The organism is Pseudomonas sp. AGC41, assembly GCF_057334555.1.
The window spans coordinates 112,077-119,488 of the sequence record NZ_JBHFJB010000104.1; the positions used below are offsets into that span (position 1 = coordinate 112,077).

The 7,412-nt window shown below is 61.9% G+C and carries 7 protein-coding genes; 2 read left to right on the forward strand and 5 right to left on the reverse strand.

Going from position 1 to position 7,412, the window contains the following annotated elements; translation table 11 throughout:
- Positions 1–30 precede the first annotated feature (30 nt).
- The 5 genes from ACE04F_RS18180 to norR form a co-directional block, all read right to left on the reverse strand.
- Positions 31–1,002 (reverse strand): 2-hydroxyacid dehydrogenase, encoded by a 972-nt coding sequence (locus ACE04F_RS18180; protein WP_305496709.1) that lies wholly within the window; start codon positions 1,000–1,002, stop codon positions 31–33.
- 235 nt (positions 1,003–1,237) lie between these two features.
- Positions 1,238–1,987 carry a YkgJ family cysteine cluster protein gene (locus ACE04F_RS18185; RefSeq protein ID WP_486108831.1) on the reverse strand — a complete coding sequence of 250 codons (750 nt, stop codon included), beginning with the start codon at positions 1,985–1,987 and terminating at the stop codon, positions 1,238–1,240.
- A 78-nt stretch (positions 1,988–2,065) separates the two neighbouring features.
- On the reverse strand, positions 2,066–2,392 hold the full coding sequence (locus ACE04F_RS18190) for a hypothetical protein (RefSeq protein ID WP_434695804.1): 327 nt from the start codon (positions 2,390–2,392) through the stop codon (positions 2,066–2,068).
- A 116-nt stretch (positions 2,393–2,508) separates the two neighbouring features.
- Positions 2,509–3,411: a chemotaxis protein CheW gene (locus ACE04F_RS18195; RefSeq protein ID WP_486108834.1), complete on the reverse strand. Its 903-nt coding sequence runs from the start codon at positions 3,409–3,411 to the stop codon at positions 2,509–2,511.
- Between the two features lie 276 nt (positions 3,412–3,687).
- Entirely contained in the window at positions 3,688–5,241 is a 1,554-nt protein-coding gene (gene norR, locus ACE04F_RS18200) for a nitric oxide reductase transcriptional regulator NorR (RefSeq protein ID WP_486108836.1), read from the reverse strand.
- 150 nt (positions 5,242–5,391) lie between these two features.
- On the opposite strand from norR, the gene hmpA reads away from it, so the two are divergent.
- Both hmpA and ACE04F_RS18210 read left to right on the forward strand, forming a co-directional pair.
- Positions 5,392–6,573: an NO-inducible flavohemoprotein gene (gene hmpA, locus ACE04F_RS18205; protein ID WP_486108838.1), complete on the forward strand. Its 1,182-nt coding sequence runs from the start codon at positions 5,392–5,394 to the stop codon at positions 6,571–6,573.
- Positions 6,574–6,877: 304 nt separating this feature from the next.
- Positions 6,878–7,387 carry a disulfide bond formation protein B gene (locus ACE04F_RS18210; RefSeq protein ID WP_434602864.1) on the forward strand — a complete coding sequence of 170 codons (510 nt, stop codon included), beginning with the start codon at positions 6,878–6,880 and terminating at the stop codon, positions 7,385–7,387.
- The last annotated feature ends 25 nt before the right edge of the window (positions 7,388–7,412 follow it).

The following is a 7,412-nucleotide window of genomic DNA, read 5'->3' on the forward strand; positions in this document are numbered from 1 at the left end:
CTCCCTCGCCACAGTGAGTACTCGGCCCGCTTATTTCCAGACTTGCGGGTTGACCAGGTTCTTCGGTCGTTCGCCCAGCAAGGCACTACGCAGGTTTTCCACGGCCAGATTGGCCATGGCCTCACGGGTTTCATGGGTAGCCGAACCGATATGCGGCAAGGTGACGGCGTTTTTCAGCTGGAACAGCGGCGACTCGGCCAGCGGTTCCTTTTCGTAGACATCCAGCCCGGCGCCGCGGATGCGGTTGTTCTGCAAGGCTTCGATCAACGCCGGCTCATCCACCACCGGGCCGCGGGAAATGTTCACCAGGATGGCGCTCGGTTTCATCAGCGACAGCTCACGCTGGCCGATCAGGTGGCGGGTCTTCTCGCTCAACGGCACCACCAGGCAGACGAAGTCCGCTTCGGCCAGCAACTGGTCCAGTTCGCGAAACTGTGCGCCCAACTGGTTTTCCAGCTCGGGCTTGCGACTGTTGCCGCTGTAGAGGATCGGCATGTTGAACCCCAGTCGACCACGCCGGGCAACGGCCGCGCCGATGTTGCCCATGCCGACGATGCCCAGGGTCTTGCCATGCACATCGCTGCCGAACAGCTGTGGCCCGACAGACGCCTGCCACTGTCCTGCCTTGGTCCAGGCGTCCAGTTCGGCGACGCGCCGGGCACTGCTCATCACCAGGGCGAACGCCAGGTCGGCGGTGCTTTCGGTGAGCACGTCGGGAGTGTTGGTGAGCATGATCCCGCGTTCATTGAAGTACGCCAGGTCGTAATTGTCGTAGCCCACCGACACGCTGGAGACCACTTGCAGCTTCGTGGCGTGCTGCAGTTGCTCGCGGCCGAGCTTGCGGCCAACGCCGATCAGGCCGTGGACATGGGGCAAGGCTTCGTTGAACTGCGCATTGATGTCGCCGTTCGACGGGTTGGGCACGATCACGTCGAAGTCCTGGCGCAGGCGCTCGATCATGGGGGGCGTGATACGGCTGAAGGCAAGTACGGTTTTTTTCATCGTGCAAGGCTCATCTGCGGAGAATACCAAGCACGCTAACATTCCTGGCGCGGGTTAGGCGAGAGGGACAGCGCATCCCAGCGCCACACTTTTCCTTTTTGGATTGAGCTTATGTGGGAGTGAGCCTGCTCGCGATAGCGGTGTGTCAGGCACCGATAGGCCGGCAGATAAATTGCCATCGCGAGCAGGCTCGCTCCCACAGGGACCTTTGTTTCACTGGGGCCTTTTTACAGAGTCAGGCGGCCCGCAGCGAAATAAACGCGTAGTTGAGCGGCTCCTCGGTGGCCACACTTGCGCCGCTGTCGGTGACCTGGCGAGCAATGTCATCACCGGACAAATGGAACTGCCATTCACCCGCCTCTTGATTCAATGGCTGCGCGCGAGCCTGATCGATGGCGGCGGCAAACGCCGCCATGTTCGGCAGGTACGCGGTGAAGCCGTCGCCCTTCAGCGCGGTGGTGCGGATGCCCAGGGACACGCAGATGCGTTCCTTGATCGCGATCTCTTCACGGTCGGCCTGGCGGGAGCGCTCGATCAACCGGGCCAGGTCCTGGTCTACCAACTGACCGCCGACGATCAGCTGCGGCCCCGTTTCCCACGACTCCGGCGGGCAATCCTTGGCGGCGGTATCGAGAGGAATGTGCGGGTTGATTTCCATGGGATAGATGCGGCACACCAAGGGCCGGCGCTCATAGATGCGGCACAGGTTGTCGGCGTCCAGATTATGGCAAGGACCGGGGTTGTAGGCGGCGAAAGTGATCGCCACGCGGGCCTCGCTGGCGCCGCTGCGCACTACTGCCGAGCGCCGTTCGGCGTGCTCGCGTTGCGCCACCGGCAGGCCGAGGCCATTGGGCAGGAAGGCCTCGACCAGGACAATCACCTGGCCGCCATCATTCGCCCACATCCTGGCTTCGTCGAGCGTCAGGGGGACGTGATGGCCCGTGCAGCATTTACCGCACCCTACGCAGGAAAACGTCGTGTTCATTGATTGACCGAAGGCAATTGGCTAGAGCGGCGACAGAAAAACGCCGTGATAAACCATGCGAAGCAATTTATGCGCCATTCATCGGGAGGTTTCGGTCGGGCGGATCGAGTCCCATTCGGTCACGAACGCACTCTTGGTTTTCTTGCGGTAGAGGCACAGCTCGGTGCCGGTCGCGCCTTTCATGTGCTTTTGCGGGTATTGGCCTTGCAGCAACAGCGCGGTGTAGCCCACCCGGTCGTCGAATTGCGCGGGGCTGCCGACCGGTTCGGCATTTTTCAGACCGCTGGCCTTGATGCAACTGGCGAGGACCTTCTTGTCGTAGGCAGCCCAGGCATCGGAGCTGGAAGCATGAGCCTGGGCAGCCAGGGCGCTGAGGGCGAAAAAAATCAGGCAGGGTACTTTCATCGGCAAGATCCTTGTTCTGGGAGGCCAGCGCAGGAGTATGCCTGAGGTTGGGACGATATCGAGGCCGCGAACTCGCAGCCTCGTGCACTCGGCGCACCATCGGGATGCGGGCAGGTTCAGCGACCTTGTTCGGCGACGGCCTTGGCCGCCGTGATCAGGCATTTGGTCAGTTCCGGCGAGGAGAACTTGGTCAGGACCCCGTTGGCGCCCGCCAGCCGCGCTTTCTCACTGTTCATCGCGCTGTCGAGCGAGGTGTGCAACAACACGTAGAGGTGAGCGAAGTCCGGTGTTTCGCGCAGGGTCCGGGTGAGGGCGTAACCGTCCATCTCGGACATTTCGATGTCGGAAACGATCAGGTTGATCTCCTGCACCGTGCCTTGCAGCTCAAGCAGGCAATCGATGGCTTCCTTGGCGCTGCGGGCGGTGTGGCATTGCAGGCCCAGGTTGCGCAGGGTATGCACCGATTGCTGGAGTGCCACCTGGCTGTCATCGACCACCAGGATCCGGGCGTTGCCGAGGACTTCGGCGTCTTCCATGCTTAGCTCGGTGGGCGCCGTCTCGATTTGCGCCGGGGCGATGCCATGGATGACTTTTTCGATGTCCAGCACCTGCACCAGCGTGCCGTCCACCGAGGTCACGCCAGTGATGAACGCACGCACACCGCCGGAGCCGTAGGGCGGCGGCTTGATGTCGGTGGTCAGGCAATGCACGATCTTGCTCACCGCCTGCACGTGCAGGCCCTGCTTGGAGCGGCTGACGTCGGTGACGATCAGGCACCCGCCGTCCGGGTCTTCCAGCGGCCGCTCGCCAATGGCGCGGCTCAGGTCGATCACCGACAATGACATTCCGCGCAATGTGGCGATGCCTTTTACGTGTGGGTGTGACTCCGGCAATTTGGTCAGGGGCGGGCTGGGAATGATTTCGCTGACCTTGAGCAGGTTGATTGCCATCAGCTTGCCGCTGCGCAAGGTAAACAGCAGAAGCGAAAGGGAATCTGCGCGGGCTTTGTTGGAAGACATAAAAACCTTCTGTGGAAAAAGGTGGGGCGAGCATCAAGATCGCCAAGACAGCTTTTGATAACGGGTTATCGACTTGTCGGTGGCAGGCTTTAGGGTGAAAGCCTGTCGATCGCATGGGTCGCTGCAGCACTGTCCACGTAACGCTGCTTTTGTGGGGGGGGGGGGGGCTCCCGCTCGGCCGCGCAGCGGTCGCAAATTCGAAACCGCGCTGCAGGTGAGGGCTGCTTCGCAACCCAGCGGGAGCACCCCCCCTCGCCACAAAATCTCCTCGGCAAACTATTTGAGGCCCAGCCGCCTGGCCATCCGCCCCAGGTTGGCCCGATCCAGGCCCAGTTCCCGGGCAGCGCTGGCCCAGTTGTGCTGGTGGCGTTCCAGGCAGGCGCTGATCATTTGCCGTTGATAATTTTCCGTAGCCTGGCGCAAATCACCGGATACGGTCCCCGTGGAGGCTGGCGCGAGGCTATTGGTCGGAGCATTTTCCGGGACTGCGTGAGGCAAATCCAGATCATCGGCGCTCAAACTCAGAATCTTCGGCCGAACCGGATGCTTGCCTAATGCCTTCAACGCGCTGCGACCGATCAGGTGTTCCAGTTCGCGCACGTTGCCCGGCCAATCGTAGGCCAGCAACGCAGCCTGGGCGTCGCTGGTCAGGCGCAGGCTGCCAAGGCCCATGCGCGAGCGGTTCTGTTCCAGGAAGAAACCGGCGAGCAGCAGCACATCGCGCCCGCGATCACGCAGCGCCGGCACTTGCAGCGGGTAGACACTCAACCGGTGGTAGAAGTCGGCTCGATAACGGCCATTGCGCACTTCCTCGGCGAGGTCGCGGTTGGTCGCCGCAATCAGGCGCACATCGACGCGGTGCTCCTTGTCCGAGCCCAGGCGTTGCAGCTGGCCGCTTTGCAACACGCGAAGCAATTTGGCCTGGACGGTCAGGGACAGTTCGCCCACCTCGTCGAGGAACAGCGTGCCGCCATCCGCCAGCTCGAATTTGCCGCGCCGGTCCTGGGTGGCACCGGTGAACGCGCCGCGCACATGGCCGAAGAGTTCACTTTCCACCAGCGTGTCGGGCAATGCCGCGCAATTGAGGCTGATCAGCGGCTGGTCGGCACGGTTGGAGGCGGCGTGAATGGCCTGGGCGACCAATTCCTTGCCGACGCCGGTTTCGCCAGTGATCAGTACCGTCAGGTCACTGCCCCCGACCAGCTTGATCTCCTCCACCAGGCGTTTATGGGTCTTGCTCTGGCCGACCATGTCGCGCTGCTGCTGGCCGCTGGCCTGACGGTAGACCTCGGCGCGGCGATGCTCGTCCTCGGCCCTCAAAGCCAGGCGCTCGATGCGTTCGGCGGCGCTGACGGTGGCGGCCGCGAGGCTGGCGAAGGCTTGCAGCGCGCTCAGATCGATAGGCTCGAAGCGCTCCGGGTCCAGCGAGTCCAGGGTCAGCAAGCCCCAGGGCTGCTCATCGACAAACAGCGGGCAGCCCATGCAGTCGTGAACCTCCAGATGCTCATCCAGCCCTTCCACCAACCCATCGTACGGATCGGGCAGGTCACTGTCGGTGGCGAAGCGAGTGGGCTGCGGATTGGCCAGCAAAGCTTCGAAGCGCGGATGCTCGCTGACCCGGAATCGCCGGCCCAGGGTGTCGGTGCTCAAGCCATCCACGGCCAGTGGGACGAGGCAGTCGCCGTCCAGGCGCAACAGTGCAGCGGCGTCGCAAGGCAGCAGGCTGCGCAGCGCTCCGAGCAGGCGCCGATAGCGCTCGCCTTCAGGCAGTTCGCGGGACAGGTCGGCCACTAGCGGCAATAGCGATGTCAGCAAGGAAGTTGCGGTCATAATGACTCCATCTAGTCATATGGACTATATACGTCGTCTTGTCGATATGACTACATCATCTTCAACTATATGAAATTCAAGGTAAAAATTTTTGGCATGAAAACTGATAGGCATAGGTAACTGTTATTTGTACCACGCGAGGAGTCACCCATGCTGAGTCGAGAACAACGCGCCATCATCCGTTCCACTGTCCCCTTGCTTGAGAGCGGTGGGGAAGCGCTGATCACTCACTTCTACCGCATGATGCTGTCCGAATACCCGCAAGTGCGCCCGCTGTTCAACCAGGCTCACCAGGCCAGCGGCGACCAGCCGCGTGCGCTGGCTAACGGTGTATTGATGTACGCGCGGCACATCGATCAGCTCGACCAGTTGGGCGATCTGGTGGCGAAGATCGTCAACAAGCACGTGGCCTTGCAGATCCAGCCACAGCATTACCCGATTGTCGGCTCCTGCTTGCTGCGGGCGATCGCCGAGGTATTGGGCGAAGAGATCGCTACACCGGAAGTGATTTCGGCGTGGGGCGCTGCCTATAACCAGTTGGCCGATATCCTGATCGGGGCCGAAACCGGTTTGTATGACCAGAAGGCGACGGCACCCGGCGGCTGGCGCGGTGAACGTGAGTTCATCCTGACGGCCAAGGTGCAGGAAAGCGCGGAAATCACTTCGTTCTACTTCGAACCGGCGGACAAGGGACCGATCCTGCAAGCCGAGCCCGGCCAGTACATCGGTATGAAGCTGGTGCTGGACGGTGAAGAAGTGCGCCGCAACTATTCGTTGTCGGCCTTGGCGAACAATGGCCAGTACCGCATCAGCGTCAAGCGCGAGGCGGGCGGACGGGTGTCCAATTACCTGCACGATCACTTCCAGATCGGCAGCAGCATCCAGTTGTTTCCGCCGTCGGGAGATTTTTACCTCACCGCCAGCGACAAGCCGCTGGTGCTGATCAGTGGCGGCGTCGGCATCACTCCGACCCTGGCGATGTTGCAAGCGGCGCTGCAAACCGAGCGCCCGGTGCATTTCATCCACTGCGCGCGTAATGGGCAGGTCCATGCCTTTCGCGAGTGGATCGACGACCTGGCCAAGCGGCACCCGCAACTCAAGCGCTTCTACTGCTATGACGAGCACGACAGCGCAGGGCCGGCGGCTGACAAGGTAGGACTGTTGAGTGAAGAGCAACTGGCGCAGTGGTTGCCCGAGCAGCGTGACCTGGACGCGTACTTCCTCGGGCCGAAGGGCTTTATGGCAGCCATCAAGCGTCACCTCAAGGCGCTGGGCGTACCGCCGGAACAAAGCCGCTATGAATTTTTCGGGCCGGCGGCTGCTTTGGAATAAATGCCAGGGCAATCCGGGTGACCGGGTTGCCTTCTTCGCGAGCAGGCTCGCTCCCACAGAGAATCTGCGTTATCCGGAACATTCATGCACGACGCATGACCTGTGGGAGCGAGCCTGCTCGCGAAAGCGGCGACATGACCGCCGCTGCGCTGGAATTAATCCCCGCTTAACCTCCTTCCTGTCTATTCCCTCTCACATTGCCGACTGCGCTCGTTCACGATCTGCGTGTAGACTTCGGCCATCCGAAGGCGCGCCGGTCGCCGCAAGGCCGCGCGTCGATCCATGCCTATCAAAGGGAAACGCAATGAGTGAGGAAATGCTGCGGCTGGGCCGTGAGCGGCGCTATCTGGTGCTGCTGGGGTTGATCTGCCTGGGTCTGATCGGCGGTGCTTTATATATGCAGGTAGTGCTTGGTGAAGCGCCATGCCCGCTGTGCATCCTGCAACGTTATGCGTTGTTGCTGATCGCTATCTTCGCCTTCATCGGCGCGGCCATGCGCACGCGCCGCAGCCTGACGGTGTTCGAAGGCCTGGTCGTGCTTTGCGCGCTGGCGGGGGCAGGGGTGGCCGGGCACCATGTGTACACCCAGTTTTTCCCCGCGGTCAGTTGCGGCGTGGATGTGTTGCAGCCGATTGTCGATAGCCTGCCGCTGGCGAAGATCTTCCCGCTGGGCTTTCAGGTCGATGGTTTCTGTTCCACCCCGTACCCACCGATCCTCGGCCTGTCGCTGGCGCAATGGGCGCTGGTGGCATTCGTCCTCACCGTCGTGCTGGTGCCATTGCTGGTGTCGCGCAATCGCAAGGCGCTTCGCTGAAGCAGCTTGAAAAGACGCCCCCGGT